Origin of the sequence: Citrobacter sp. Awk 4, from assembly GCF_028069725.1 — a bacterium.
In the GTDB taxonomy this organism is placed as follows: domain Bacteria; phylum Pseudomonadota; class Gammaproteobacteria; order Enterobacterales; family Enterobacteriaceae; genus Citrobacter_D.
The window spans coordinates 32,761-59,716 of sequence record NZ_JANEWG010000017.1 but is presented as its reverse complement, the minus strand read 5'-3'; the positions used below and the strand labels follow the sequence as shown (position 1 = coordinate 59,716).

Sequence of the window (26,956 nt, the reverse complement as noted above, 5' to 3'; positions counted from 1 at the left end):
CAACTTATTTGGAGATGTGAGCAATCAGATCCAGAACTTTGTTGGAGTAGCCGGTTTCGTTGTCGTACCAGGATACCAGTTTCACGAAGTTGTCGTTCAGTGCGATACCTGCTTTAGCATCGAACACGGAAGTGCAAACTTCACCGTTGAAATCGGTAGATACAACGTCGTCTTCGGTGTAACCCAGAACGCCTTTCATCGGGCCTTCGGAAGCTGCTTTGATGGCTTTCTTAATGTCTTCGTAAGAAGCCGCTTTTTCCAGACGAACAGTCAGGTCAACAACGGATACGTTCGGGGTCGGAACACGGAACGCCATACCAGTCAGTTTACCGTTCAGTTCTGGCAGAACTACGCCAACTGCTTTAGCAGCACCGGTAGAAGAAGGGATGATGTTCTGAGCCGCGCCACGGCCGCCGCGCCAGTCTTTGTGAGACGGGCCGTCAACAGTTTTCTGAGTAGCGGTGGTTGCGTGAACGGTGGTCATCAGGCCTTCAACGATACCGAAGTTGTCGTTGATAACTTTAGCCAGCGGAGCCAGGCAGTTGGTGGTGCAGGATGCGTTGGAAACGATGTCCTGGCCGGCATATTTGTCAAAGTTAGCGCCTTTAACAAACATCGGGGTTTTGTCTTTGGACGGGCCAGTCAGAACCACTTTTTTCGCGCCAGCAGTGATGTGCTTACGAGCGGTTTCGTCAGTCAGGAACAGACCAGTAGCTTCAGCAACTACGTCAACACCAACTTCGTCCCATTTCAGGTTAGCCGGATCACGTTCAGCGGTAACACGGATTTTTTTACCGTTAACGATCAGATGACCGTCTTTCACTTCAACGGTACCGTTGAAACGGCCGTGAGTGGAGTCATATTTCAGCATGTAAGCCATGTAGTCAGCGTCTAACAGATCGTTGATTGCAACGATCTCGATGTCAGAACGTTCTTGAGCAGCACGGAAAACAATGCGACCGATACGGCCAAAACCGTTGATACCTACTTTGATAGTCATATATTCCACCAGCTATTTGTTAGTGAATAAAAGGTTGCCTGTAAAATTACAAAAACCTTACGCAGCGTCAAGCGGAATCGTGTCAATCATTGCGACAAATCAATCCTCTGAACAAGCTTTGCACGACTGATTCGCCTCACTCTTCCTTTGGGCTTGAAACCACGTGGGGGCGGCGCCCCGAATTTTAAAGGGCAACTCAGATAAAAATGTGATTGCGATCACGAATCGTGAGCTGCCATTTCGCCAGGATCAAGTTTAGAACAAAAGTTCACACTGAGGTGTTAATGTTTTGTTAGAATCGGTTGCGTGATGTGAGTATATCGACAGCGAGATGCGAGTAAATGTCTAAGCAACCCTCTCCGGAAGAACTGAAAAAAAATTTATCGGAAATGCAATTTTACGTGACGCAAAATCACGGCACAGAACCGCCGTTTACCGGGCGTTTGCTGCATAACAAGCGGGGTGGGACCTACCATTGTCTGGTCTGCGATGCCGCGTTATTTCACTCCCAGACGAAGTTTGATTCGGGCTGTGGGTGGCCCAGTTTTTATGAGCCGGTTAGTGAAGAATCCATTCGTTACATTAAAGATAATTCCCATGGGATGCAGCGTATAGAAATCCGTTGCGGAAGCTGTGATGCGCACCTGGGACACGTTTTTCCGGACGGTCCGCAACCGACCGGTGAGCGTTATTGCGTCAATTCAGCCTCACTAAGCTTTACCGATGATGAAAATGGCGAACAAATCAAAGGCTGAAAAAACGATTCAGCAAATTATTCCAGAGGAGCGGACTTATCATGAACCTTGATGAGATGATCGACAGCATGACGCCGGAAGTTTATCAGCGGTTATCCACCGCAGTTGAACTGGGGAAATGGCCTGATGGCGTCGCGCTGACGCCAGAACAAAAAGAGAACAGTCTGCAACTGGTAATGCTGTGGCAGGCGCGTTACAACACCGACGCGCAGCATATGACGATTGACACCCAGGGTCAGATGGTGATGAAGAGCAAGCAGCAGCTGAAAGCCGATTTCGGCATCGTACCGCCGCCAATAGCGACCCTGAAAGTACAGTAAACGGTATTTGCCGGATGGCGTTATCGCGCGTCCGGCAATATTCCCCTCACTGCTGCGTCTCTTCCCAGTCCTCCAGGGTATACAGCGTTGCGCCTGCGCTCGACATTTCCATAAATGCCTGTGCGCTGTCCTGCGGCTGGATATTCACCCCCCGGCAGCCATCGGTGATGACATTCACCGTGTAGCCCAACTGCAAGGCATCCAGCACGCTAAACTTCACGCAGTAGTCGGTTGCCAGCCCCATGATAATAAGCGTATCTACGCCATGCTCACGAAGCCAGGCGTCTAACGCCGTTTTCTGGCGACGGCCGTTATCATAAAAAGCACTGTAGCTATCGACCAGCGGGTTTTCACCCTTATGGAAAATGGCCGTAATGGCGCGTTGATTGAGCAGGGGATGGAGCGCTGCACCGTCACTGTTTTGCACGCAGTGATCGGGCCAGAAGGTTTGCGCCAGACCGTCAAGCTGCCCCTGGCTGTACACCTGCGCCTGATGCTGACTGGCAAAACTCCCGTGATCGGCGGGGTGCCAGTCCTGACTGGCGATCACGGCATCTCCCCGGGAAGTAAACCAGGTAATCAGTTGGTTGGCAACGTCTACCGTGCTGTCCCCTTCGGGAACCGCCAGTGCGCCGTCGGCACAAAAATCATTCTGTAAATCAACCAGTAACAAGGCTCGGTTCGTCATTTCGTCCTCCTGAGGGTGACTCAGTCATCCGGCGTCAGTTCACCGCGAAGGTTCTGCGTCATCGCGGTGCGAATGGTTTGTGTGTCTACTCCCTGACTCAGCAAATAATGTAGCTTGGTTAGCGTCGCCTCAACGGTCATGTCGGCACCGCCAATCACCCCCGCGTGCGCCAGCGCGTTACCCGTGGCGTAACCGCCCATGTTCACTTTTCCGGACATACATTGCGTAAGATTGACGACGACAATACCCCGTGAGCTCGCGTCTTCCAGCTCTTTCAGGAACTCTTTGTTTTGCGGCGCATTGCCCACCCCGTAAGAGCGCAGAATCAGCGCTTTTACCGGCTGGCGCAGGAAGTTACGCACCACATCGGCGGAAATTCCCGGATAAATGGTCACCACGCCAATCGGCTGCGGCGTGATCGGATGAACCCGTAACTCACCTTCGCCGTGCGGTGCGGGCGGCGTGCCCAGTCGACGAATATGGATCCCGGCTTCCAGTAACGGCTGTAAATTCGGAGAGGCAAAGGCATCAAAACCGTCTGCGTGCGCTTTGGTGGTGCGATTACCGCGAAACAGACGGTTATTGAAAAAGAGCGTCACTTCGTTGATCGGGTAATTCGCCGCGATATACAGCGCATTCAGCAAATTGATTTGACCGTCTGAACGCAGCTCTGCCAGCGGGATTTGTGACCCTGTCACTATGACCGGTTTACCCAGATTCTCCAGCATGAAGGAGAGCGCAGAGGCGGTAAACGCCATAGTGTCGGTGCCGTGCAAAATGACAAAACCATCGTATTCGTCGTAATGCGCTTTGATGTCTTCGGCAATATGCTGCCAGTCTTCCGGCGTCATGTCGGATGAATCCATCAGGGGGGCGTATTCATGGATGGTGAAGTCTGGCATTTCAGGGCGATGGAACTCGGGCATCAGCGCCAGCTGACGTTGAAGATGACCGGAAACAGGAATGTAGCCTTGTTCTGAACGCTGCATACCAATGGTACCGCCAGTATAAGCAACGTAAATCGATTTCTTCTGCATGATAGTTTCTTCTGGAACATTAAAAACCCCTCTTCGTGTGAAGAGGGGTTGATGATTAGCGAACGTTCGCGCAGGTTAAACAAAACGCATAACGGTTTTGTGGATCATTAAACGCCGCCAGTTTGTCGCTCTCTGCTTTTACCACGTTTGCCGCAGAGATCAGCGGGGCTGGCAGCATCGCCTGAATCGCTTCTGGCAGCATCGCGCGAACTGAGCCGGACATACTGTCCATGACCACATCAAAGAAGGTTGGCTCGTCCTGATAGTAATCAAGATGCCATTGTTTGAGTTTGGCCAGTTCAGCGGCTTTGGTGACCGCATCGTCAAAGTCGCCCAGACTGTCGACCAGACCATTGGCTTTCGCATCCTGTCCGGTCCAGACATGGCCTTGCGCAATCTTATCAATTTGCTCCGGCGTGCTCTTACGCGCATCGGCCACCAGCGTGATAAAGCGCTTATAACCGTTCTCAATACTCAGCTGTATCATCTGCTGCACTTCCGGCGGCAGGGCTTTGGTCATCGACATATCCGCCAGTGGGGAGGTGGAGACGCCGTCAGTATGAACGCCAATCGAATCCAGACTGTTTTCAACCGTGTTGATCACCCCGAAGATACCGATAGAACCGGTCAGGGTGCTGGGGTTGGCCACAATATAGCTGGCAGGTGTTGAGATCCAATAACCGCCGGAGGCAGCCATCCCACCCATTGATACCACCACTGGCTTGCCTGCCGCTTTTGCCGCTGCCAGTTCTGCACGGATCACTTCGGAGGCGCTGACGCTACCGCCAGGGCTATTAACGCGCAAGACAATCGCTTTCACTTTAGGATCCAGACGCGCGTCGCGGATCTGCGAGGCCGTGGTGTCGCCGCCGACATTCCCCGGAGTCTCCTCGCCATCCATGATTGCGCCATTCGCGAAGACCACGCCAATACTGTCGCCGGTATCAGAAGGGGGATTCAGCGAATAATCGTAATAGCTGATGGCGCGGTAATTGTTTTCTTTTTTGCTCCAGCCAAACTGTTTGGTCAGCGCTTTTTCCACTTCGGCGCTGGAGGCCAGCTTATCCACCAGTTTGTTATCGAGCGCGTATTTCGCTGTGTCGCCATCCACCTTGCTCAACCCGTCGAGCATGGCCTGTGCGCCAGGGAATACCTGCTGGGCAGGGATCTGACGATTTGCGGCAACGGTATTCAGGTAGTTTTGCCACAGTTCGCCAATCCAGCGACTGTCCGCTTCGCGCGCTGCCGGAGACATATCATCACGAATAAACGGTTCAACGGCGGATTTATAGGTTCCGACGCGGAAAACGTGCGTGGAGACTTTCAGCTTATCCAGCAGGGACTTGTAATACAGGCCATTGGTAGCAAACCCGTGCAGATCGACGGCGCCTTGCGGTGAGAGCCAAATTTTATTCGCGAAGCTTGCCAGGTAATACTGCCCCTGAGTGTAGTTATCACCGACGGCGAAAACGGGCTTACCGCTGTCGCGGAACTCGCGCAACGCCTTACCGATGTACTGCATAGAGGGTTGATCCGCCCCGGCGAAATTTTTCAGGTCCATCACAATGCCGGTAATATTACGGTCATCCTTCGCCTGACGAATCGTATTCACGATATCAAACAGCGAGTTTTCCTGCAGTCGGTCAGAACTCGCGCCAAAAAACTGGCGACCCAGAATGCCCAGGCGGTTGGTGCTGGACGGTTTATCGACGATCACGCCGGAAATATCCAACAGCAGCGCGCCACGCGCCGTTTGCTCGCTGGTATGACTGCTGCTGACTTGCATCCAGATGCCCACACCCACCAGCACCAGCAGAATAAAGAACAGGTTAAGCACCAGTTCACGAACGAAATTCAGCAGCCGCCACGTCCATTTAAAAAATCCGGCAATAAATCGCCACAGGGTTCGCATGTATACTCCCTAACCAAAAAAAACAACGCCATTCTCACCATTTCAGGAGAAAGCGCTAAGATGAGGCTATCGTAATGACCCAACCGGCTCTTGTCAGCAGGAATCACTGCCTGTGCTGTAACAAAATCCGCTCTCGTGTTAATTTTGTGAAATAACATCATTGTTGGAGTTAACTAAATGGATGCACTCGAATTACTTGTTAACCGCCGTAGCGCCTCTCGTCTGGGCGAACCCGCTCCCGCCGGAGAACAACTGCAAAACATTTTGCGGGCAGGCATGCGTGCGCCGGATCACAAATCTCTGCAACCCTGGCGTTTCTTCGTGATTGAAGGCGAAGGGCGCGAACGTTTTAGCGCCACGCTGGAAAAAGCCGCCATCGCGCAAGACGGGGATGAAAAAGCCGTTGAGAAAGCCCGTTCAGCGCCGTTTCGCGCGCCGTTGATCATTGCCGTGGTGGCGAAGTGCGAAGAGAACCACAAAGTGCCGGTCTGGGAGCAACAGATGTCAGCGGGCTGTGCGGTGATGGCAATGCAGATGGCTGCGATCGCGCAAGGCTTCAATGGGATCTGGCGCACTGGCGCATTAACGGAAAGCCCGGTCGTGCGCGATGCTTTTCAGTGCCAGGGGCAGGATAAAATCGTGGGATTCCTCTATCTGGGGACGCCGCAACTGAAAGCCTCGACGAGCATTAATCTGCCGGATCCGACCCCCTTCGTCCGTTATTTTTAAGATATTCGACGAAACTGTCTGGATTATGAGCAAAGACGCCGGAATTCAGACAGTCACTCTTATCACATCATTGAATGAGCGTTACCATAGCTGGATTGCAATGACAGGAGATGTCCATGAGCGAGCAAACCATTCGTTTAACGCAATACAGCCACGGAGCCGGTTGCGGTTGTAAAATTTCCCCTAAAGTGCTGGAAACCATCCTGCACAGTGAGCAGGTGAAGTTTGTCGACCCGAACCTGCTTGTGGGTAACGAAACCCGCGATGATGCGGCGGTGTACGATCTGGGAAATGGCACCAGTATTATCAGTACCACTGACTTCTTTATGCCAATCGTCGATAACCCGTTCGATTTCGGTCGCATTGCGGCGACTAACGCCATTAGCGATATTTTTGCGATGGGCGGCAAACCGATTATGGCGATTGCCATTTTGGGGTGGCCGATCAATACGCTGTCCCCGGAGATCGCCCGGGAAGTCACCGAAGGTGGGCGTTTTGCCTGTAAACAAGCCGGTATTGCGCTGGCGGGCGGCCACTCCATTGATGCGCCGGAACCGATTTTTGGTCTGGCGGTCACCGGCGTCGTGCCCACTGAGCGCGTGAAAAAGAACAGTACCGCACAGGCCGGGTGCAAGCTGTTCCTCACCAAACCGCTGGGGATTGGCGTACTGACCACCGCAGAGAAAAAATCATTGCTGAAGCCGGAGCATCAGGGGCTGGCGACCGAGGTAATGTGCCGAATGAATATTGCGGGCGCGGCGTTCGCCAATATCGACGGTGTGAAGGCAATGACCGATGTCACCGGTTTTGGGTTGCTGGGGCATTTAAGCGAAATGTGTCAGGGCGCAGGGGTGCAGGCGCAAATTCATTATCAGGACGTGCCGAAACTGCCGGGCGTTGAAGAGTACATTCAGCAGGGTGCGGTGCCAGGCGGCACCGAGCGCAACTATGCCAGTTACGGGCATTTGATGGGCGAGATGCCGCACGCTGTGCGTTCTCTGCTGTGCGATCCGCAAACATCCGGTGGATTGTTGCTGGCGGTGACGCCGGAATCCGAAGCGGAAGTCAAAGCGACCGCTGCGGAGTTTGGTATCGATCTGACCGCCATTGGCGAGCTGGTTGAAGCCCGTGGTGGGCGCGCCATGGTTGAGATCCGTTAATTCGATGCGGTTGTATATTGCCGAAAAACCGAGTCTGGCCCGTGCGATTGCGGACGTATTGCCAAAGCCGCATCGCAAAGGCGATGGTTTTATCGAATGTGGAAATGGGCAAGTGGTGACCTGGTGTATCGGTCACCTGCTTGAACAAGCGCAACCCGACGCCTATGACAGCCGTTATGCGCGCTGGAGCTTAGCCGATCTTCCGATAGTGCCGGAAAAATGGCAGTTGCAACCGCGACCTTCTGTGACCAAACAGCTCAACGTTATCAAACGGTTCCTGCATGAAGCCAGCGAAGTCATTCACGCAGGAGACCCCGATCGTGAAGGGCAGTTGCTGGTGGATGAAGTGCTGGATTACCTGCAACTGGCTCCGGAAAAACGCCATCAGGTGCAACGTTGTTTGATAAACGATCTCAACCCGCAGGCGGTCGAACGGGCGATTGAACGTCTGCGTTCCAATAGCGAATTTGTGCCGCTGTGTGTTTCGGCGCTGGCGCGTGCGCGTGCTGACTGGCTGTACGGCATCAACATGACGCGTGCGTATACCATTCTGGGACGCAACGCCGGTTATCAGGGCGTTCTCTCTGTAGGGCGCGTACAGACGCCGGTTCTTGGGCTGGTGGTGCGCCGCGATGAAGAGATCGAAAATTTCGTCGCCAAAGATTTCTTTGAAGTGAAAGCGCATATTGTGACGCCGGCCGATGAACGGTTCACCGCCCTCTGGCAACCCAGCGAAGCCTGTGAACCGTATCAGGACGAAGAAGGGCGCTTATTGCATCGCCCGCTGGCGGAACACGTGGTCAACCGTATCAACGGCCAACCTGCGGTGGTCACCAGTTATAACGATAAACGGGAATCAGAATCCGCGCCGCTGCCGTTTTCACTCTCCGCCTTGCAGATTGAGGCCGCCAAACGCTTCGGGCTGAGCGCGCAGAACGTGCTCGATATTTGCCAGAAGCTGTATGAAACCCACAAACTTATTACCTATCCGCGTTCTGACTGTCGCTATCTGCCGGAAGAACATTTTGCCGGCCGCCATGCGGTGCTGAACGCCATCAGCGTCCATGCGCCGGATCTGCTGCCGCAGCCTGCGGTTAATCCGGATACCCGTAATCGCTGCTGGGATGACAAAAAAGTCGATGCGCACCACGCGATTATTCCGACCGCGCGCAGTTCATCGATCGCTCTGAATGACAACGAAGCGAAGGTCTACAACCTGATTGCGCGCCAGTATCTGATGCAGTTCTGTCCGGATGCGGTGTTCCGCAAGTGCGTGATTGAGCTGGAGATTGCGAAGGGCAAATTTATTGCCAAAGCCCGGTTCCTGGCAGAAGCGGGATGGCGCACGCTGCTGGGCAATAAAGAGCGTGATGAAGAGAACGACGGTACGCCGCTGCCGGTGGTCGCGAAAGACGATGAGCTCTTGTGCGAGAAAGGCGAAGTGGTCGAGCGTCAGACCCAACCGCCGCGCCACTTTACGGATGCGACCTTGCTCTCGGCAATGACCGGTATCGCTCGCTTTGTGCAGGACAAAGATCTGAAAAAGATCCTGCGTGCAACTGACGGTCTTGGCACCGAGGCGACCCGTGCCGGTATCATTGAATTACTGTTTAAACGCGGTTTTCTGACCAAGAAAGGGCGCTACATCCACTCTACCGATGCCGGAAAAGCGTTGTTTCACTCGTTGCCGGAAATGGCGACCCGACCCGATATGACGGCGCACTGGGAGTCTATCCTGACGCAAATCAGTGAGAAACAGTGTCGTTATCAGGATTTTATGCAGCCGTTGGTCGGAACGCTGTATCAGCTGATCGATCAGGCTAAGCGTACTCCGGTCAGGCGCTTTAAGGGGATTGTTGCGCCGGGCGGCGGCGAGAAGAAAAAGTCTGCGCCGCGTAAACGCACGGCGAAAAAAAGCCCGCCATCAGCAGAGGCGGGCCTGTAACAATGTCCAGGCCTGATAAGTCGTCGTAGGCCGGATAAGGCAGTTATGCCACCATCCGGCAATGTCTGATGGCGCTACGCTTATCAGACCTACAGAACGTTAAATCACACCCTGACCCAGCATTGCGTCGGCCACTTTGACGAAGCCCGCAATGTTTGCGCCACGAACATAGTTGGTCTGTTTATTTTCACCGCCGTACTCCACGCACGCGTGGTGAATATCCAGCATAATGTGGTGCAAACGCGCATCCACTTTCTCTGCCTTCCAGCCTAAACGCGCGGCGTTTTGCGCCATCTCCAGCCCGGAGGTGGCTACGCCGCCTGCGTTTGCCGCTTTACCCGGTGCGAACAGGACGCCCGCTTCGAGGAACAGATCGGTGGCTTCGATGGTGGTCGGCATGTTTGCGCCTTCCGCTACGGCTTTCACGCCATTGGCGATAAGCTGGCGAGCGGCATCGACATCCAGCTCATTTTGCGTTGCGCATGGCAGGGCGATATCGACCGGAACTGCCCACGGCTGTTTGCCTTCCAGATAGGTCAGGCCAAACTCACGCGCGTAGTCGGCGACGCGACCATCGTGGCTGGCTTTGATTTCGCACAGGCGCGCCAGTTTTTCTTTGGTAAAGCCGCTTTCGTCAACGACGGTGCCGCTGGAGTCGGAGGCGGTGACTACACGCGCGCCAAACTCCATCGCTTTTTCAATGGCAAATTGCGCCACGTTGCCGGAGCCGGAAATCGCGACGCGCATCCCTTCAAAACCAAGACCGTGGCGTTTGAGCATCGCTTCGGTGAAGTAGACCAGGCCATAACCGGTCGCTTCCGGGCGGATCAAGCTGCCGCCGAAGGAGAGACCTTTGCCCGTAAAGACACAGGCGCTATTGTTGGAGAGCTTGCGCATCATCCCGGCCATAAAGCCCACTTCACGCCCGCCCACGCCGATATCACCGGCGGGCACATCGGTATCTGGCCCCAAATGACGATACAGTTCGGTCATCAGCGCCTGGCAAAAACGCATCACTTCGCCTTCACTTTTGCCTTTCGGGTCAAAATCGCTACCGCCTTTACCACCGCCCATCGGCAGTGTGGTCAGGGCGTTTTTAAAGGTTTGCTCAAAGCCGAGGAATTTCAGAATCGACAGGTTAACCGAAGGGTGGAAACGCATCCCGCCCTTATAGGGACCGATCGCAGCGTTGAACTGTACGCGCCAGGCCCGGTTTACCTGAACCTGATTGCGATCGTCCAGCCAAACGACGCGAAACTGAATCACGCGCTCCGGTTCAACCAGACGTTCCAGCAACGACATTTGACGATAACGGGGATTCTGCTCAAGGAAGGGCCACAGGGTGGTCATGACTTCACGAACGGCCTGCGCGAACTCGGTTTGATTCGGGTCGCGCTTTTGAACATGGTTGAGAAACGACTCCAGAGAACATGTCTGATCCATAGATTTAAAAACCTCTTATAAATGAATGTGGTTGTTGTTGTGTGTTATGAGAATAGGTGTTTGCAGATTTTGACTATAACATCAGCAATGTGACGCTAAGCAAGAAAAAAATCATGCTGCTGCTCAAATTAATAACGAAGCGGGCGTCATTACTAAAAGCGATGATCGAAAGGCTAAAGTTTAGGGCGTTTACTACCGTTAATAGGAAAGACGAGTTCAATTTAAAAGGAATGACTATGCGCCGTTTATTGATGGCCGCTGTTGCAGTAGCGCTTATGCCCTACGCTGTGCAGGCGAATGAACGTTATCGCCCGGATGTCGACGTTAGCATACCGCCGGAGGTCTTCAGCTCCAGCGGACAGCGTCCGCAGCCGTGCAATCAGTGCTGCATCTACCAGGACCAAAATTATTCAGAAGGGGCCGTCATCAAAGCCGACGGCGTGTTGTTGCAGTGTCAACGTGACGATAAAACCCTCAGTACGAATCCGCTGGTCTGGCGTCGCGTAAAACCCTGAATGCCTCTAAAAGCGGAATGTCTGCCGGGGCGAGCGGATAATTAAGCGCATCCTCAGGCGAACACCAGAGAAGGCGCTGGTGTTCATGCGCGCGCAACGTACCGCTAAACTCTGGCACATGCCAGGCATGCAGATGAATTAATCGCCCCGACACTTCACGCTGATGGCTGGCGATATATTGCCCAACCACCGCGTCGATCCCCAGTTCCTCCCGGAGTTCGCGCGCCAATGCCTGCGGCTGGCTTTCACCGGACTCGACTTTGCCACCGGCAAATTCCCACATTCCTGGCTGGTCGGCGTGTTCCGGGCGCTGAGCCAGTAAAATTTTGCCGTCACGTTCAATGATGGCGGCAACGACGTCGAGAGATTTCATTATATTCAACACTGTCTGACGAGAGAAAATGCCATAATATCCGCAGTTTTATCTAACCTGAAGACCTTTACGCTTACGGGAGCACGTGTGCTTGATCGCTATCTTCACCCTGGAATGAAACCCCTCCTGCATCGGTGCGCCAGTTTGCTGGATAAACCAGCGATTACACCGGACGGACTGACGCTGCTCGGTTTTGCTATCGGTGTCCTCGCCTTGCCGTTTCTGGCTTTAGGTTGGTATCAGGCCGCGCTGGTCGCTATTGTGTTGAACCGATTTCTGGATGGTCTGGACGGCGCATTGGCCAGACGCCGGGGGCTGACGGATGCGGGGGGATTTCTCGATATCTCTCTCGATTTTCTCTTTTACGCGCTGGTTCCGTTTGGTTTTATTCTCGCCGCGCCGGAGCAAAATGCCCTTGCCGGCGGCTGGCTGCTGTTTGCGTTTATCGGCACCGGCAGCAGCTTTTTGGCCTTTGCCGCGCTGGCGGCGAAACATCAGATTGATAATCCCGGCTATGCGCACAAATCGTTTTACTATCTGGGAGGATTGACGGAAGGGACGGAGACGATCCTGCTGTTTGTGTTGAGTTGCTTATTCCCGGCGTATTTTTCGTGGTTTGCGTGGATATTCGGCGTGTTGTGCTGGATGACGACCTTTACGCGGATTTGCAGTGGCTACCTGACGCTGAAATCGCTTCAGCGTGCCGGATAAGACGTGTTGCCGGATGGCGCTACGCTTATCCGGCAACACGACGCAGCGCCATCAGGCATTTACGAATTAGTGGCTGCTGTCCGGACCTCGTTCTCCGCTGGCAACCGGGTTTTTCGGATCGCTGCTCCACTCGTACCAGCCGCCGTCATAGACGGAGACGTTTTTCCAGCCCATTGCGCGGGCATAGATAAACGTTTCTGAGGCGCGCCAGCCGGTGCCACAGTAGAAGGAAACCTGCTGATCCGGCAGGATGTTCCACTGCTTCCACATGGCGGCGATATCGTCTGCGCTACGCATGGTGCCATCCGGGTTGTGGAAGTCTTCCATGTGCGTAGAGTCGCTGCCGGCATGGCCCCAACGGGCACCGGCAATTTCGCCTTTCGGTTTGATGTAATTGTACCCGCTGGTGGTACCAATAAATTCAGGCCAGGAACGAATGCTGACCAGTGAAGCATCCTGGCGATGCAGGAGGGCGCGCGCCTGTTCCATATTCAACATCAGCTGCGGGTGCGCCGGAATGGCGACGCCAAAATCAGGTTCCGCTTTCACTTTTGGCGGCGTGCCGCGTTCAACTGGCAGCCCGGAATCGGACCAGCTTTGCCAGCCGCCATCAAGCAGGCGAACATCTTTCACACCGGCATAGAGCATGATCTGCGCGACACGCGCTGCGGCGTAGACGTCGCGACCATACAGAACCACCGTCGTATCGTGGCGGATGCCATGCTTCGCCAGCATCGCTTTAAGCTCTGCATCGGACACTTTGTTCCACAGCGGTTCGCTTTCTACTTCATTGGTATCGATATAACCGGCGCCAGGAATATGGCTCATCAGGTAGAACTTCGGCGCTCCCCAACCCGCTTCGAGGACTTTCCAGTCTCCGGCCGGTTTGGCTGTAACGGACTTGTTTTGCTGAAGATCGTGCAGCCATTGCGGGTAGACCAGTTGTTCAAAATGCGGCAGTCGTTGCAGGCGGGAGGGCTGTTGTAATGCGTCGCTGAGGGTGGAAATTTGCTGTAAACCGGCTTTTTGCAAACGCGATTTAACGGCCTGGATCTCGGTCTCATTACCGTAAAGCGCTACCGGGGTATCGGCTGTTAATTGATGCGTCTTGAGCCAGGCGGTGAGCTGCTCATCGTTCATTTTATCGAGCCAGCTCGCGGAGAGATTCAGTGCGGAGGGTTCATGCCCTGAGGGGCCGTTGAGCGACTGTGGCCAGCCGTTGTAGAAAGCGCTTTGACGCGTATCAATGGCAGCGCCCTGTTTTTGTTGCAACTGGTGAAGGGTGAGCGCCTGCGACATTTCAGCAGCCTGCGAAGAAGCGCAAGCGAGCCCTAAAGCCAGTGCCAGCGCGGTCATTTGAGAAACACGTTTCATCGAATAGCCCGACATTGAAATAAGAGGGCGCTATTCTCTGCCTGCCGTGAGGCAAAAACTTTGCGTTAACGCAGTTTGTGCGTAAATTCACGCCCAGTCAGCCATTTGTAACACCACACCGTCCGGGGGAATATCCTGCACATCATGGCTGACCTGCACCACGGGAATACCCTGCTGGCGTACTTGCGCAAATACCCACTGGCGAAAGGCATCGCGAAGTTCCGTATCCAGGCGGCTGAACGGCTCATCCAGCAAGAGCGCCTGAGGCTGCGCCAGCAGCGCACGTAGCAGGGCCACGCGCGCCCGCTGTCCGCCGGACAACGTTGCCGGGTCGCGGTGATAAAACCCCTCCAGCCCGGCACGTTCAAGGGCGTGCTGAACGGCATCTCGCCGCGCCGAACCTTTCACACTGACGGGGATGGCCAGCAGCAGGTTTTGCCCGACGCTGAAATGATCAAACAACAAGGCATCCTGAAACAAGATACCGATTTGTCGCTCTGCGGTGGGTAAACCATCAATACGACGTGTATCCAGCCACAGTTCGCCAGACGCCTGAAAATGCGCTGACATGGCACCCACCATCCAGGAGAGCAGGGTCGATTTACCACAGCCTGATGGCCCCATTAAAGTGACAATGTCACCTTTATCAACAGTGAAATTGATCTGTTTAAGCAGAGGCACCGGTCCTACATGCAAAGAGAGATGACGAACAGCGAGCATTAGCGGAGTCCTTGTCGTGAAGAGCCAATCCACCTTGAAATGAGCGCGGTCAGCGCGAAAACCAGCAGGGGCAGCAACAACTGCCACAACGCCTGCGCCGCCAGAATCGCGTTGTTGCCGCCGCTACTGAGCGCGACCGCTTCGGTGGTGAGCGTTGGATAGCGACCTGCGCCCAGCCAAAGTCCTGGCATATATTGGGCGATACTGACGGAGAATCCGACTGAAAAAGCCAGCAGCGCCGGACGTACAATCAACGGACATTTTACACAGCAGAATATCTTACCTTTTGTCCAGCCCAGCGTTTGCGCCACCAGTATCAGGCGTGGGTCGATGCGTTGCCAGGCCGGACGTAACGCAAACAGCATCCACGGAATCACCCACAGCAGATGTCCCCAGATAACGGTAGCGTACTGGCCGTCCAGTTCAAGTCGCAGCGCGAAGGCGTATTGCCCGTTCACCAACGGTAGCGCCGGTAGAACAATCGGCAACCAGAGCCAGCAATGACCACGTGTTGGGCCCCATTCCAGCCATAACAAAATCATGATGAGTCCGAGGGTACTGGCAGCCAGGCCTAGGTACAGACTGTTGATTAACGCCTCAAGGTTGACTGACGCAGGGTGAGCGATAAGCGCCAGCAGCAGGGCGCACAGTACGCCAGTTAACGGCAGCAGAACCGAAAGCGTGCGGCCCGGTCGCGTCGATGAACGGCGACGACGTACGCCGCTGATTGCGGGGAGAGTGCGTTGCCAGCAACGCCACAGTAGATACCCTGTCAGCGCAAAGACAACGAGCAGTCCCACCAGCAGCAAACTGGCCAGCGCGCCTTTGATCTGTTGTTCGCTGTCTCCCTGACTTAACCATTGCCAGCTTAACACCGCCAGCGTAGGTGGATTACCTGGCCCGAGAATGATCGCCACGTCAACAACCGAGAGGGACCAGGCGACAACCGCCAGCATCACCGCACCCAATGCGGGCGCCACAGAAGGCAACAGCAGTAAGTTCAGACACTGCAGACGGCTGTAACCGAGCGTATCCAGTACGATAACCTGCTGAGAAAGCTGTTTTTCGCTGAGCAGTGCCGCGAGGATCCACAGAATAAAGGCGCTCTCCTTCACCGCCAGAGTCACGCCAAGCCCGATACCATAGCGATCCAATAACGGCGAGAAAAAAGGCAATGTCCGGTACAGCCACCCGCCTTCCGCAAACAACAGCAACGCGCTGGTGGCAAAGGCCACATGCGGAATAGCCAGCAGCCACGGTAGACGCGAGCACAAACGCAGCCATTTCGCACCCGGCCAGAGGGCGACAATCACCGTCAGAGCCATCGCCAGCGCGCCAACCGTGGCAATGGTCACCGAGGTCAGCGTCGCCAGCAGCGCCTGTGCCAGCTGTGGATCGGCAAACAGCGCCAGCCAGTGCCTGACGGACAACGCGGGAATGATGAGCGCGAATGCGCCTGGCACCAGCGGCGAGTAGATCGCCGCCATAGCACACCAGAGCAACGAAATTAACGCGTACCGTAACGACGTAGCCATTCTTGTTCCAGCGCGTTTACCCATGCGGCATGGGGTTCGGGCAGTACGGCGGGTAATCCTTCCGGGACTCGCGACTGCAGGACGTTACGTTGCGCATCCGGGAGCTTTTTCGGATCCAGCACCGAAGGGTCGCCCCAGATTGCGGGATCGGCTTTGCGTAACTGCGCTTCAGGGGAGAGCAGAAAATTAGCGACCACCTTCGCACCTGCGCTGGCGCGGGTATTCGCCGGGATCGTGACGAAATGTACGTTGCCTACCATGCCCTGAGAAAAACCAAAACTGTAACTGGCGGCGGGGAGTTCGCCGCTGGCGATTTTTTGCTGCGCATGGGCAGGATTAAAGGTCATAGAGATGCGCAGTACTCCGGCATTAAGTAACGCATCCAGACGTGCAGGAGAAGGCGGAAAATCGGTACCTTTACGCCACAACCAGGGATGCAGCGCATCGAGATAGTGCCAGAGTGGTGCTGTAACATCGGCAAACGTGGCGTTATCGGGGGCGATTTTCAGGGCATCAGGCTGGGTTGTCAGCGTGAGCAGTAACTGTTCCAGAAAGGCGGTACCGGTAAAATCCGGTGGACGCGGATAAGTCACGGTTCCAGGATGCGTTTTGGCAAATTCCAGCAACGCCTGTGGGGTCTGGGGTGGTTCGGGCGTGATCGTTTTGTTTGCAATGAAGGTCAGTTGTGCGCCGCCCCAGGGCGATTCTGCGCCGTCAGTGGGAATGGCGAAGTCCTCGTTCACCGGTTGTTGTGTATCGACGAATCGCCAGTTCGGCAGCGCTTGCGCCCATCCGGTTTGCAGCAGTCCCGCCTCTTTCAGGGTACGGAAGTTTTCGCCATTCACCCACAACAAATCCACCGAGCCGCCGGTTTTGCGTCCGGCGGCAGACTCCGTCTGGATACGTTTGACGGCATCGGCGGCATCGGCGAGACGGACAATTTTGAGGTTTATCGCGTAGTGGGTTTGCATTTCGCCGCTCACCCAGTCGAGATACTGATTGACGGCATTATCGCCGCCCCAGGCATTGAACCAGACGGTCTGTCCTTTCGCCTCATCTTTGATCTGTTGCCAGTCGAGGGCATACGTGGTCTGGGAAAAGAGCGACAAGATCCCCAATAGCCATACACAATGGCGCATATTTTCTCCTGATGATTAGGATTGCGCGTCTGATGACGTTCCACCCGGGAGGCGACACAGGCCCTGGGCGGGAATGTCCATTGACGAGTTAAAACGCGCCGATAAATTTTGTAAGCCGATAAGCGCCGTCAGTTCCGTTAGCGCCTGTGCGTCAAAGTGGGCGGCCAACGTGCTGCGCAGTGCGTCATCAACAGTCGGAGGGGTCATGCTGGCGGCTTCAGCATACTCCAGCGCCAGACGCTCCGACTCACTAAACAGTGGACTTTGCCGCCAGTCACTGACGGCCAACAGTTTGTCTGTACTGCCTGTGCGTTCTGCGATTTTCATGTTGGTGATATCAACACAAAATTCGCACAGGCACATTTGCGCGATGCGGGCGCTGACTAAGGCGCGTAACACGGGATCAAGCGGCGAGCGTTTACGCTCCAGATACCCCACAAACATGGAAACCAGATAAAAGATGAAGGGAATACGCCCCCACCAGCGAATTGGACTGAGCACTTCGCCGTAATGGCGGCGGTGCAGCCACGCCTGAGGACGTAAAATCAACGGGATTTTGTTCAGCGGCGGCAACCCCATCAGGAACTCCTCTTTTGACGTTCGCTATAGAATTTACGGGCGGCAAAGATAACCACCGTCAGTGCGAACAGAATAAACAGTCCGCTCACCAACCAGAATGTCCCGCCGGTTAACAGGCTTCCTGCCCACGAATAGACAATGGTTGCCGGTAGCTGACCCAAACCTGTTGCGATAAAAAAATGACGAAAACGGATCGATGTCAGACCGGCGGCGTAACTTATCGGATCGAAAGGGACAAAAGGCAGCAGACGACAAATCAGAATAGTATGTTTGCCGTAACGCGCAAAAAAACCGTCCATGCTTTCCAGTACGGCTTTGCCGGTTAATTTCTCGACAACACTGCGGCCCATCACTCTGGCGATGAAAAAACAGAGGGCGGCGCCTGCCATCGCGCTTGTCCAGGAGAGCAGACCGCCCCAGAAGGCACCGAACAGCGAGGCATTGGCAAAGGTGATGAGAAACGCTGGCAACGGGGCGGCAATGGCCTGCAAGATCATCAAAATGAACGAAACCACCGCCGCCTGCGCGCCGTACGATTGAATAAACCGTTCAATGCCCTGTTGGTCCAGGGCGGTAAAGGCCGCAATACTGTGGTTAATAAACGCATGAACGCCAGGAATCAGCGCCCATGCACACAGCGCGGCGATCGCCAGAAGGATGACTCCGGCGCGGTAAAACCAAAGAATACGCGGTTTATTGTGCATCATCCTGTTTGAACACCACCGTTGAGTTCAGCGACTGCCATAAGCCCTCTTGCCGTTAATTCTTTTTTCCAGGCTGTTCCAGGTTCTTGCATCGCTCTATCCTTCTGTATGATTTGATGACCAGTTTGGTGAGCTATCCGGAGTATCGCAAGCATGCAGATCAACCTGTTTATGTCGGGCATATATTTTGGCCAGCTGAATTAAACTAAATAACGCCAGACCTGCCAGACAGAGTTTCACCATAAATAGCGTGGAGATCCCTTCGTGGCTGAGTTCACTGGCCATTAAGGTATAGATTAACAGTCCGGGTAAGGTGGTGATGGCGGAAATAACCGTAAAAGGCCAGAATGCAATAGACGTCAAACCGTAAGCATAATTTTGAATGTTATAGGGAAATAACGGAATCAAACGCGTCAGGATTAAGAAATCAGTACCGTTGCGGCTAATCCCTTTCTCAATGGCCTGAAATACTGGCGTATGGCCGACGTATTTTAGCAGCAGATCTCTGCCCAACCAGCGGGCAAGCAGAAAAGACAATGATGAGGCCAGGGTTGCCGCCAGCAGGGAAAGTAGGGTTCCCCAAACGGGGCCAAATACTACACCGCCAACAATGACCAGTACACTGCCAGGCATCAGACAGAGTGTGGCAATAATAAATAACAGGATATACAGGGTGTAACCGAGCACACCGCATTGACGAACGATTTCTTGCAGATGAGAGAAATTAACGACGACATCAAAGAATCCGGAGGAGTAAATCGCGTAAACCACCGCGCCAATTAACAGACAGGCGATCGCTAATTTACACTCGGCTTTCATCACAGGGATTTCCTATATCAAGACTTGATAATAGAGAGTTTGTCGGGAAATAAAAACGAGGGCGACAGTATAATAAACGGCAGTAAGTCACAAATTCTTACTGCCGTTTTGTTGATTTTACTCAATATTATCCCGTCCTCGCCTGGGGTGCCGCGAGGACGTCAGCACGCTTTAGCCGCGAAAGGTGGCCCAGATTGGCGCATGGTCGGAGGGTTTTTCCATGCTACGGATTTCATAGTCAATGCCCGTTTCCACGCAACGTTCAGCCAGCGGATTGCTCGCCAGCAAAAGGTCTATACGCAGGCCACGGTTATCGTCAAATCCTTTCGAGCGGTAATCAAACCACGAGAATTTGTCGAGAGTTTCTGGATTGGCATGGCGGAAGGTGTCAACCAGACCCCAGTTCAACAGCCTAGCCATCCATTCACGCTCTTCCGGCAGGAAGGAACACTTACCGGTACGCAACCAGCGTTTGCGGTTCTCTTCACCAATACCAATGTCCAGATCGGACGGGCTGATATTCATATCGCCCATGATCAGCACCGGATTCTCTGGTGCTAACTCCGTTTCCAGATAGTTTTGCAAGTTCTGGTAAAACTGTGCTTTTGCCGGGAATTTCAACGGGTGGTCGCGGCTTTCGCCTTGCGGGAAATAGCCGTTAATGACAGTGATATTTCCCAGTGGCGAAGGGATTTCCGCCATGATGATGCGGCGTTGCGCTTCTTCGTCGTCTTGTGGGAAGCCACGGCGCACGGAAATCGGCGTCTCTTTGGTCAGCAGCGCGACGCCATAATGGCCCTTTTGCCCATGATAGAAAACGTTGTAGCCCAGCTTTGCCACCTCTTCGAGAGGGAACATGTCGTCGTGAACTTTTGTCTCCTGTAAGCCAATAACATCCGGTTGGTGTTTTTCGACAATGGCTGCCAGTTGATGGGGGCGGGCTCGCAGGCCGTTGATATTAAAAGAGACAAATTTCATAGTTGCTGCCACTTTGTAAGATGAATAGTGCAAGGATGTTAGCAGAAATTAGGCTGACTGACTGCCACTTGTCGTGAGATTACGGCGATGAGTGTGAATGGTATTAACAATGGCGCAAAAACTGCACTGTTTTAGGGCGGCTTGCATCAGAATGAGGCCGTTATTTACGAGAAATTTCGTATACGATCACAATTCCAGAATTATATTTGGCAACTGAATAATATTGCGCTTTTTCCTCTCCATGCCGCCGGATACGCAAATATATTCACTTTTTATGCAATTAAAGTGAATATGTCTGGGTTCTAACCGTTTGATTTTCCGTTCTCATCTCCCGTTTATGCATTTTTAGCACTGGCTGGCACGAACTCTGCAATCTACATTTACAGCGCAAACACTCATATTTATTAACATATAAGTAACTTTTAATTTACCCGAAGAGGTCGCTATGTCTCTGTCAGTTACGCGTGAAAACTTTGAAGAATGGATGATGCCCGTATACGCACCCGCACCTTTTATTCCGGTTCGTGGGGAGGGCTCGCGCTTGTGGGATCAGCAGGGTAAAGAGTATATCGACTTCGCAGGGGGGATCGCCGTTAACGCGCTGGGTCATGCGCATCCGGCATTGCGTGAGGCATTGAATGAACAGGCGGCAAAATTCTGGCATACCGGGAATGGCTACACCAATGAACCCGTACTGAGACTGGCAAAGCAGTTGATTGATGCCACGTTTGCTGAACGTGTCTTCTTCTGTAACTCAGGCGCAGAAGCGAATGAAGCGGCGTTAAAACTGGCGCGCAAGTACGCCCATGACCATTTTAGCAGCCATAAAAGCGGCATCGTCGCGTTCAAGAATGCGTTTCACGGGCGGACGCTGTTTACTGTCAGCGCAGGCGGACAGCCAGCCTACTCGCAGGATTTTGCACCGTTGCCGCCGGATATTCGTCACGCCGTGTATAACGACCTCAATTCGGCCAGTGAACTGATCGACGACACCACCTGCGCGGTGATTGTGGAGCCGATGCAGGGTGAGGGCGGTGTGCTGCCTGCGACGAAAGCATTTTTGCAGGGGCTTCGCGAGCTGTGCAATCGGCACAATGCATTGCTGATTTTTGATGAAGTGCAAACCGGCGTGGGGCGTACGGGTGAACTCTATGCCTATATGCATTACGGCGTGACGCCGGATCTGCTGACCACCGCGAAAGCGCTGGGCGGTGGTTTCCCCATTGGCGCGCTGTTGACCACAAAACAGTGTGCCAGCGTGATGACGGTGGGCACACACGGCACGACTTACGGCGGTAATCCGCTGGCGTCGGCGGTGGCTGGAAAATTACTGGAGATCGTCAATACCCCTGAGATGCTCAATGGCGTCAAACAGCGTCACAACTGGTTTGTTGAACGGCTGAATACCATTAACGCCCGTTTTGGGTTGTTCAGTGAAATCCGGGGTCTGGGCTTGCTGATCGGCTGTGTGCTGACGGCCGAATATGCTGGAAAAGCCAAACAGATCTCACAGGAAGCGGCAAACGCGGGTGTCATGGTGTTGATTGCGGGTGGCAACGTGGTGCGTTTCGCCCCTGCGCTTAACGTCAGCGAAGAAGAAGTGTCTACCGGGTTGGTTCGTTTCGCCCTGGCCTGTGAACGTATTAAAGCAGGGGGTTCATCATGATGGTGATCCGTCCCGTCGAACAAGCGGACATTACCGCGCTGATGCAGCTTGCCGCGAAAACCGGCGGCGGGTTGACCTCGTTACCGGCGAATGAGGAGACGCTGATTGCGCGAATCGATCGCGCATTAAAGACCTGGCAGGGAGAATTGCCAAAAAGCGAGCAGGGCTACGTGTTTGTGCTGGAAGAGAGTGAAACCGGCGCGGTGGCGGGAATTTGCGCCATTGAAGTGGCGGTGGGGCTGAACGACCCCTGGTATAACTATCGGGTTGGGACGCTGGTACACGCGTCGAAAGAGTTGAATGTTTACAACGCATTGCCGACGCTTTTTCTCAGCAATGACCATACCGGCAGTAGCGAACTGTGTACGCTGTTTCTCGACCCGGACTGGCGCAAAGAGGGGAACGGGTATCTGCTCTCGAAGTCGCGATTTATGTTCATGGCGGCCTTTCGCGACAAGTTCAACGAGAAAGTGGTGGCCGAAATGCGCGGCGTGATCGACGAGCACGGTTATTCCCCGTTCTGGCAAAGCCTTGGGAAACGCTTTTTCTCGATGGAGTTTAGCCGCGCCGATTTTCTGTGTGGGACAGGGCAGAAAGCGTTTATTGCCGAACTGATGCCCAAGCATCCTATTTATACCCACTTTCTCTCTGAAGAGGCGCAGGCGGTGATAGGCGAAGTACATCCGCAGACCGCGCCCGCCCGCGCAGTACTTGAGAAAGAAGGTTTCCGCTACCGGAACTATATCGATATTTTTGACGGTGGCCCGACGCTGGAATGCGATATTGATCGCGTACGGGCGATCCGTAAAAGCCGACTGGTGGAGGTTGTTGAAGGACAGCCTGCGCAGGGGGAGTTTCCTGCTTGCCTGGTCGCCAATGAAAACTACCACCATTTTCGCGCCACATTAATACGCACCGACCCGGACACCCAGCGTCTGGTGCTGACCGCAGCGCAATTAGATGCGTTGAAATGCCACGCGGGAGATAAGGTTCGGCTGGTGCGCCTGTGCGCTGAGGAGAAAACGGTATGACGCTATGGATTAACGGCGACTGGATAACCGGTCAGGGAGAGCAGCGCATTAAAACCAACCCGGTGACCGGAGACATTCTCTGGCAGGGCAATGATGCGGACGCGACCCAGGTTTTACAGGCGAATCGCGCGGCGCGGGCGGCGTTCCCCGGCTGGGCGAAACGTGCGTTCAATGAGCGACAGGCGGTGGTGGAGAAATTTGCGGCGTTACTGGAGAGCAATAAAGCACAGCTCACGACCATTATTGCCCGCGAAACCGGCAAGCCCCGCTGGGAGGCGGTGACGGAAGTGACGGCAATGATCAACAAAATTGCCATTTCAGTGAAGGCTTACCACACCCGCACCGGCGAACAGCACAGTGAACTGCCGGATGGCGCGGCAACGTTGCGTCATCGTCCGCACGGCGTTCTGGCGGTGTTTGGCCCGTACAACTTTCCAGGACATTTACCGAACGGCCATATTGTTCCGGCGCTGCTGGCGGGGAATACGCTGATTTTTAAACCCAGCGAGTTAACGCCGTGGACCGGCGAAGCCGTGATGAAACTGTGGGAACAGGCCGGATTACCGCCGGGAGTGCTGAATATGCTGCAGGGCGGGCGCGAAACCGGGCAGGCGCTGAGCGCGCTGGACGATATTGATGGGCTACTTTTCACCGGCAGCGCGAACACCGGTTATCAGTTGCACCGCCAGTTGTCCGGGCAGCCGGAAAAAATCCTCGCGCTGGAGATGGGTGGCAACAATCCGCTGATTGTTGAGGAACCTTTGGATATCGATGCTGCCGTGCATCTGACCATTCAGTCGGCGTTTGTCACCGCTGGCCAGCGTTGTACCTGCGCGCGTCGCCTGTTGGTCAAAAAAGGGGCGCTGGGCGATGCGTTCCTGGCGCGTCTGGTGGAGGTCAGCCAACGGCTGACGCCAGGGGGCTGGGACGACGAACCCCAGCCCTTTATGGGGGGATTGATCTCAAGCGAGGCGGCACGCCACGTGCATGAAGCATGGCAAAAACTTGAGTCTCTGGGCGGAACTACGCTACTGGCACCGCGCGTGCTGAAAGAGGGCGCATCGCTGATTTCACCAGGGATTATTGAGATGACCGGCGTGGCGAACGTGCCAGATGAAGAAGTGTTTGGCCCGCTGCTTGGGGTCTGGCGCTATGACGATTTTGACGAGGCGATTCGACTGGCGAATAACACCCGCTTTGGATTGTCGTGCGGTCTGGTATCGCCGGATCGTGAACAGTTTGAGCAACTGTTGCTCGAGGCGCGGGCCGGGATCGTCAACTGGAATAAGCCGTTGACGGGGGCCGCCAGTACGGCACCGTTTGGCGGTGTTGGCGCATCGGGCAACCACCGGGCGAGCGCATGGTACGCGGCGGATTATTGCGCCTGGCCGATGGCGAGCCTCGAATCTCCGGCATTAACCTTACCCGCGTCGCTCAGCCCCGGACTCGATTTTTCTCATGAGGAGCCGGTATGAAAGCGCATGAAGTCAATTTCGATGGACTGGTCGGTTTGACGCACCATTATGCCGGGCTGTCCTTTGGCAATGAGGCGTCGACCCGCCATCGTTTTCAGGTGTCGAATCCACGGCTGGCGGCGAAGCAGGGGCTATTAAAGATGAAGGCGCTGGCGGACGCCGGATTCCCGCAGGCGGTGATTCCGCCCCATGAGCGCCCTTATATTCCAGTTCTTCGCCAGCTAGGGTTCACCGGCAGTGACGAACAGGTGCTTGAAAAAGTGGCGCGTCAGGCGCCGCAATGGCTCTCCAGCGCCAGTTCGGCTTCACCAATGTGGGTGGCCAATGCGGCGACAGTATGCCCGTCGGCAGATGCGCTGGATGGCAAAGTGCATTTCACGGTCGCCAATCTGAACAACAAATTCCATCGTTCTCTGGAAGCATCGACCACCGCATCCTTGCTACGGGCGATATTTCGTGATGAGCAGTGTTTTGCCGTTCACAACGCGCTGCCGCAGGTTGCGCTGCTGGGCGATGAAGGTGCTGCGAACCATAACCGACTGGGGGGCGATTACGGCGCAGCAGGCGTGCAACTGTTTGTTTATGGTTGTGAAGAGGGAAATACCTTACGGCCAACGCGCTATCCGGCACGGCAAACACGTGAGGCCAGCGAAGCCGTGGTGCGGCTGAATCAGGTGAACCCCCGCCAGGTTATTTTCGCGCAGCAGAATCCGGAGGTAATCGATCGTGGCGTTTTCCATAACGATGTGATTGCGGTGTCAAACCGGCAGGTGCTGTTTTGCCATCAGCAGGCGTTCGTGAAGCAGGACGAGCTAATGAACCGGCTGCGCTCATGCGTGGCTGATTTTACGCCGATAGAGGTCGCTTCGTCTGACGTCACGGTACAAGATGCGGTTGCCACCTATCTGTTCAACAGTCAGTTGCTAAGTCGTGAAGACGGCAGCATGGTGCTGATCTTACCGCAGGAATGTCGTGACCATGCGGGGGTATGGCGTTACCTGAATGGACTGCTGGACGCCGATAACCCGATAAGCGATCTCCGGGTCTTTGATTTACGTGAAAGCATGTCAAATGGCGGTGGGCCGGCTTGTTTACGTCTGCGCGTGGTATTAACGCCAGAGGAACAACGGGCGGTAAATCCGTCGGTGATGATGAACGATACGCTCTTTACGGCGCTGAATCAGTGGGTGGATCGCTACTACCGTGACCGTTTGACGGCAGCCGATCTCGCCGATCCGCAGTTGTTGCGTGAAGGACGGGAGGCGCTGGACGCGCTGACGCAGTTGCTTAATCTGGGTTCTGTTTATCCTTTCCAGCAATCAGGGGCAAATAATGGATAACTTTCTGGCGCTGACACTGGAGGGAAAACCACCGGATAGCAGGGAGGGGGAAGCCCCCGGTTTTCACTGGCGGTGGTTAGGTCATGGGCTACTGGAACTCACGCCAGAAACGCCGGTGGATCGTGCTCTGGTGATTTCAGCGGGGATTCATGGCAACGAAACGGCACCCGTGGAGATGCTGGATGCGCTGCTTTCGGCACTTTTTCAGGGGCGACAGACATTGCGCTGGCGACTGCTGGTGGTGTTGGGGAATCCGCTGGCGCTCTCGGCGGGGAAACGGTATTGCCACAGCGACATGAACCGAATGTTTGGCGGGCGATGGCAAGTGTTTCCTGAGAGTGAAGAAACGGAACGTACCCGCGAGCTGGAGCAGTGTCTGGAGAATTTTTTCGCGGGTGGCAGTGAACGTCTACGCTGGCATCTCGACCTACACACCGCGATTCGCGGCTCTTATCACGTCCGGTTTGGGGTATTGCCTTCGCGTCCCATTCCCTGGGAGGAGACGTTTCTCAGTTGGCTGGGCGCGGCGGGTCTGGAGGCGCTGGTGTTCCATCAAGCGCCGGGAGGCACGTTTACGCATTTTAGCTGTGAGCATTTTGGCGCGCTGTCCTGCACGCTGGAGCTCGGTAAGGCGCTGCCGTTTGGTCATAATGATCTTACGTTGTTTGCACCTACCGCACAGGCGTTAGCGTCGTTGCTTACCGGCAATCTCGCCATCGCAGGGGATTTCTCTCCAGTACGCTATCGGGTGGTGTCGCAAATTACCCGGCGCAGCGACGCTTTTATCCTGCATATGGATAACCAGACGCTGAACTTTACGCCCTTTAAGGAAGGGACGTTATTGGCGCAGGATGGTGAAGAGAGGGTGGTCGTGACGCATGACACTGAATATGTTCTCTTTCCCAATCCCAATGTGGCTTGCGGTTTACGCGCCGGACTGATGCTGGAAAAACTGTGCTAACGATATTTACCCTCAGGTGTTCGCCTGAGGGAATTATACTCATCAGA

26 protein-coding genes are annotated in these 26,956 nt (G+C 54.6%); 12 read left to right on the top strand and 14 right to left on the bottom strand.

Annotated features, from left to right (window positions below):
- Window positions 1-4: 4 nt before the first annotated feature.
- On the bottom strand, window positions 5-1,000 hold the full coding sequence (gapA, locus tag NNO04_RS09520; protein WP_162379811.1) for a glyceraldehyde-3-phosphate dehydrogenase: 996 nt from the start codon (window positions 998-1,000) through the stop codon (window positions 5-7).
- Window positions 1,001-1,341: 341 nt separating this feature from the next.
- Between gapA and msrB the strand changes: the two genes are divergently transcribed.
- Both msrB and NNO04_RS09510 read left to right on the top strand, forming a co-directional pair.
- Window positions 1,342-1,755, top strand: coding sequence for a peptide-methionine (R)-S-oxide reductase MsrB (gene msrB / locus NNO04_RS09515; RefSeq protein WP_271444443.1), 414 nt, complete (start codon window positions 1,342-1,344; stop codon window positions 1,753-1,755).
- A gap of 41 nt (window positions 1,756-1,796) precedes the next feature.
- On the top strand, window positions 1,797-2,075 hold the full coding sequence (locus NNO04_RS09510; protein WP_203358047.1) for a YeaC family protein: 279 nt from the start codon (window positions 1,797-1,799) through the stop codon (window positions 2,073-2,075).
- Between the two features lie 46 nt (window positions 2,076-2,121).
- On the opposite strand, the gene pncA is transcribed toward NNO04_RS09510, so the two are convergent.
- The 3 genes from pncA to sppA are packed head-to-tail and all read right to left on the bottom strand — an operon-like array spanning window position 2,122 to window position 5,712.
- Window positions 2,122-2,763 (bottom strand): bifunctional nicotinamidase/pyrazinamidase, encoded by a 642-nt coding sequence (gene pncA / locus NNO04_RS09505; protein ID WP_271444442.1) that lies wholly within the window; start codon window positions 2,761-2,763, stop codon window positions 2,122-2,124.
- Between the two features lie 20 nt (window positions 2,764-2,783).
- Window positions 2,784-3,800: an asparaginase gene (gene ansA, locus NNO04_RS09500; protein ID WP_271444441.1), complete on the bottom strand. Its 1,017-nt coding sequence runs from the start codon at window positions 3,798-3,800 to the stop codon at window positions 2,784-2,786.
- Between the two features lie 55 nt (window positions 3,801-3,855).
- The gene (sppA, locus tag NNO04_RS09495; protein WP_271444440.1) at window positions 3,856-5,712 is read right to left on the bottom strand and encodes a signal peptide peptidase SppA; all 1,857 of its coding nucleotides are present in this window, start codon (window positions 5,710-5,712) and stop codon (window positions 3,856-3,858) included.
- A gap of 177 nt (window positions 5,713-5,889) precedes the next feature.
- Between sppA and NNO04_RS09490 the strand changes: the two genes are divergently transcribed.
- The 3 genes from NNO04_RS09490 (at window position 5,890) to topB (ending at window position 9,546) form a co-directional block, all read left to right on the top strand.
- Window positions 5,890-6,441, top strand: a complete 552-nt coding sequence (locus NNO04_RS09490) for an NAD(P)H nitroreductase (protein ID WP_271444439.1) — start codon at window positions 5,890-5,892, stop codon at window positions 6,439-6,441.
- Between the two features lie 116 nt (window positions 6,442-6,557).
- Window positions 6,558-7,601 (top strand): selenide, water dikinase SelD, encoded by a 1,044-nt coding sequence (gene selD / locus NNO04_RS09485; protein ID WP_271444438.1) that lies wholly within the window; start codon window positions 6,558-6,560, stop codon window positions 7,599-7,601.
- 4 nt (window positions 7,602-7,605) lie between these two features.
- Complete coding sequence (topB, locus tag NNO04_RS09480; protein ID WP_271444437.1) at window positions 7,606-9,546, top strand: DNA topoisomerase III; 1,941 nt, start codon at window positions 7,606-7,608, stop codon at window positions 9,544-9,546.
- A gap of 99 nt (window positions 9,547-9,645) precedes the next feature.
- On the opposite strand, the gene gdhA is transcribed toward topB, so the two are convergent.
- A complete protein-coding gene (gene gdhA, locus NNO04_RS09475; RefSeq protein WP_271444436.1) occupies window positions 9,646-10,989 on the bottom strand; it encodes an NADP-specific glutamate dehydrogenase in 1,344 nt (447 codons plus the stop codon).
- Window positions 10,990-11,225: 236 nt separating this feature from the next.
- Between gdhA and NNO04_RS09470 the strand changes: the two genes are divergently transcribed.
- Window positions 11,226-11,504 carry a YnjH family protein gene (locus NNO04_RS09470; protein ID WP_442870730.1) on the top strand — a complete coding sequence of 93 codons (279 nt, stop codon included), beginning with the start codon at window positions 11,226-11,228 and terminating at the stop codon, window positions 11,502-11,504.
- Here the strand turns inward: NNO04_RS09470 and NNO04_RS09465 are convergent.
- On the bottom strand, window positions 11,464-11,877 hold the full coding sequence (locus tag NNO04_RS09465; protein WP_271444435.1) for a pyrimidine (deoxy)nucleoside triphosphate diphosphatase: 414 nt from the start codon (window positions 11,875-11,877) through the stop codon (window positions 11,464-11,466). The two genes, NNO04_RS09470 and NNO04_RS09465, sit on opposite strands and share 41 nt — an antisense overlap.
- Before the next feature lie 87 nt (window positions 11,878-11,964).
- On the opposite strand from NNO04_RS09465, the gene NNO04_RS09460 reads away from it, so the two are divergent.
- Entirely contained in the window at window positions 11,965-12,588 is a 624-nt protein-coding gene (locus NNO04_RS09460; protein WP_271444434.1) for a CDP-alcohol phosphatidyltransferase family protein, read from the top strand.
- A gap of 66 nt (window positions 12,589-12,654) precedes the next feature.
- Here the strand turns inward: NNO04_RS09460 and NNO04_RS09455 are convergent, their stop codons facing one another.
- The 8 genes from NNO04_RS09455 to xthA form a co-directional block, all read right to left on the bottom strand.
- On the bottom strand, window positions 12,655-13,962 hold the full coding sequence (locus NNO04_RS09455) for a rhodanese-like domain-containing protein (RefSeq protein ID WP_271444433.1): 1,308 nt from the start codon (window positions 13,960-13,962) through the stop codon (window positions 12,655-12,657).
- A gap of 87 nt (window positions 13,963-14,049) precedes the next feature.
- Window positions 14,050-14,682 carry an ATP-binding cassette domain-containing protein gene (locus NNO04_RS09450; RefSeq protein WP_271444432.1) on the bottom strand — a complete coding sequence of 211 codons (633 nt, stop codon included), beginning with the start codon at window positions 14,680-14,682 and terminating at the stop codon, window positions 14,050-14,052.
- Window positions 14,682-16,217: a thiamine ABC transporter permease gene (locus tag NNO04_RS09445; protein WP_271444431.1), complete on the bottom strand. Its 1,536-nt coding sequence runs from the start codon at window positions 16,215-16,217 to the stop codon at window positions 14,682-14,684. Before NNO04_RS09445 ends, NNO04_RS09450 begins: the two co-directional genes overlap by 1 nt.
- The gene (locus NNO04_RS09440; RefSeq protein WP_271444430.1) at window positions 16,190-17,356 is read right to left on the bottom strand and encodes an ABC transporter substrate-binding protein; all 1,167 of its coding nucleotides are present in this window, start codon (window positions 17,354-17,356) and stop codon (window positions 16,190-16,192) included. Before NNO04_RS09440 ends, NNO04_RS09445 begins: the two co-directional genes overlap by 28 nt.
- Before the next feature lie 15 nt (window positions 17,357-17,371).
- Window positions 17,372-17,935, bottom strand: coding sequence for a carboxymuconolactone decarboxylase family protein (locus NNO04_RS09435; protein WP_271444429.1), 564 nt, complete (start codon window positions 17,933-17,935; stop codon window positions 17,372-17,374).
- Window positions 17,935-18,642 (bottom strand): TVP38/TMEM64 family protein, encoded by a 708-nt coding sequence (locus tag NNO04_RS09430; protein WP_271444428.1) that lies wholly within the window; start codon window positions 18,640-18,642, stop codon window positions 17,935-17,937. The genes NNO04_RS09435 and NNO04_RS09430 overlap by 1 nt, the downstream gene beginning before the upstream one ends.
- Window positions 18,643-18,735: 93 nt before the next feature.
- Window positions 18,736-19,458 (bottom strand): TVP38/TMEM64 family protein, encoded by a 723-nt coding sequence (locus NNO04_RS09425; RefSeq protein ID WP_271444464.1) that lies wholly within the window; start codon window positions 19,456-19,458, stop codon window positions 18,736-18,738.
- Between the two features lie 171 nt (window positions 19,459-19,629).
- A complete protein-coding gene (gene xthA, locus NNO04_RS09420) occupies window positions 19,630-20,436 on the bottom strand; it encodes an exodeoxyribonuclease III (RefSeq protein ID WP_271444427.1) in 807 nt (268 codons plus the stop codon).
- Between the two features lie 445 nt (window positions 20,437-20,881).
- On the opposite strand from xthA, the gene astC reads away from it, so the two are divergent.
- From astC to astE, 5 genes are read left to right on the top strand one after another with little or no spacing between them, the layout of a single operon-like run.
- Window positions 20,882-22,102, top strand: coding sequence for a succinylornithine/acetylornithine transaminase (gene astC / locus NNO04_RS09415; RefSeq protein ID WP_271444426.1), 1,221 nt, complete (start codon window positions 20,882-20,884; stop codon window positions 22,100-22,102).
- Window positions 22,099-23,133, top strand: coding sequence for an arginine N-succinyltransferase (astA, locus tag NNO04_RS09410; protein WP_271444425.1), 1,035 nt, complete (start codon window positions 22,099-22,101; stop codon window positions 23,131-23,133). The genes astC and astA overlap by 4 nt, the downstream gene beginning before the upstream one ends.
- Window positions 23,130-24,608: a succinylglutamate-semialdehyde dehydrogenase gene (gene astD, locus NNO04_RS09405; protein WP_271444424.1), complete on the top strand. Its 1,479-nt coding sequence runs from the start codon at window positions 23,130-23,132 to the stop codon at window positions 24,606-24,608. The genes astA and astD overlap by 4 nt, the downstream gene beginning before the upstream one ends.
- Window positions 24,605-25,948: an N-succinylarginine dihydrolase gene (gene astB / locus NNO04_RS09400; RefSeq protein WP_271444423.1), complete on the top strand. Its 1,344-nt coding sequence runs from the start codon at window positions 24,605-24,607 to the stop codon at window positions 25,946-25,948. The genes astD and astB overlap by 4 nt, the downstream gene beginning before the upstream one ends.
- Window positions 25,941-26,909 (top strand): succinylglutamate desuccinylase, encoded by a 969-nt coding sequence (gene astE / locus NNO04_RS09395; RefSeq protein WP_271444422.1) that lies wholly within the window; start codon window positions 25,941-25,943, stop codon window positions 26,907-26,909. The genes astB and astE overlap by 8 nt, the downstream gene beginning before the upstream one ends.
- Window positions 26,910-26,956: the final 47 nt, after the last annotated feature.